Annotated in this window: 1 protein-coding gene; it reads right to left on the minus strand. The window is 68.2% G+C overall.

Annotation, left to right across the window (positions count from 1 at the left end; all coding sequences use genetic code 11):
* The coding region (locus tag AC2JF9_RS09690) for a hypothetical protein (RefSeq protein ID WP_500727356.1) at positions 1-425 on the minus strand (425 nt) is incomplete at both ends.

The raw sequence follows: 425 nt of genomic DNA on the forward strand, positions 1-425 counted from the left end.
GCCGGTGACGGTCGCCTGGAGCTGGTAGGTGATGACGGTGCCCGGCACCTTCTCGTCGCCGCCCCAGGGATCCAGGAACGACTGCGACTTTTCGAGCTCCACGTCGGCGGTCGGGGTCGCCGGCGTGTAGATCACATAGGTGCCGGTGTCGTCGTCGTCGCCGCCGCTGAGGCCGGCCACCACGCTGATGGTGACGGGATCGCCGCCGATCGTGTCGGTCGCGGTGGTGACCACCGTGCCCGGCGCGCCGGTGCCGCTGACGGCCTCGGCCAGCAGCTCGAGATCGCCCTCTTCACCGTCGTCGAGATCGCTCGGGATGTTCGAGCGGACGATCACCCAGATATTCTCGTCGGCCGGGATGACCGGAGTGGCGGTGATCAGGGGCTCGCCCGGATCGACGACGCCGTTCTTGTTCTGGTCGTGAT

Source organism: Lactobacillus sp. C449L (assembly GCF_059900815.1).